The organism is Adlercreutzia sp. ZJ154 (assembly GCF_011039055.1).
Classification (GTDB): Bacteria; Actinomycetota; Coriobacteriia; order Coriobacteriales; family Eggerthellaceae; genus Adlercreutzia_A.
Genome location: NZ_JAAKEF010000046.1, coordinates 1 through 691, shown reverse-complemented (window position 1 = coordinate 691; position 691 = coordinate 1). Strand labels below are relative to the sequence as shown.

The following is a 691-nucleotide window of genomic DNA, read 5'->3' as shown; positions in this document are numbered from 1 at the left end:
AAAGCGCCAAAAATCCCTACACAAGTGAATATTATGCCGAAGCTGAGAAAGCACTTGGCGTTACCTCTATAACTATTCCGTCTACAGTTAAATCTATCGATGTAGGCTTTTTCCAATTGTTTCCAAATGCCACAGCAATACATGTGGCAGAGGAAAACCCTGTTTACTCAAGTTATAACGGCATTCTTTGCAATGCCGATCTAACAAGCCTCCTCCTCGTCCCGGAGGGTATGGAGGGCATGTCCGTGCTCCCTGACACATTGGTCACCGTCCCTGCTTGCGTATTTTCCCGTTGCACCAAGCTTCAGACCATTGTATTTCCCAATGGGAGCACGGCTAATTCAAATGCTCTTACCACTCAGGACGGTATCTTATACACAGCTGACAAAACTACTCTTATAGCTGCACCTGCCGGAATTGGCGCTAGTGTTACTGTGGCAGCTGAGTGCACAACTATTGCAGAAGGTGCTTTCTGGGGAAACGAAAGCTTGGCAACCATCGTTTCAGATGGAAAAGTTAAAGCCATTGAAGCTGGAGTTTCCAGCCAGATTGAAGGCACCTACGATATATACCCAGCGTTTGCAGGCGCTGTTGTACAGGGTGCTACTGTTGCCCTGCGTGTTTCTGCAGATGAACACGATGCTGCTAAAGCTGCTTGGGAAGCGGTAGGGTTTTGCAACTTTGCTGACCC

The 691-nt window shown here is 47.8% G+C and carries 1 protein-coding gene; it reads left to right on the top strand.

Annotation, left to right across the window (positions count from 1 at the left end):
* Positions 1 to 691, top strand: a 691-nt coding sequence (locus G7Y37_RS09080; protein WP_165063142.1) for a leucine-rich repeat protein, incomplete at both ends; no start/stop codon positions are given.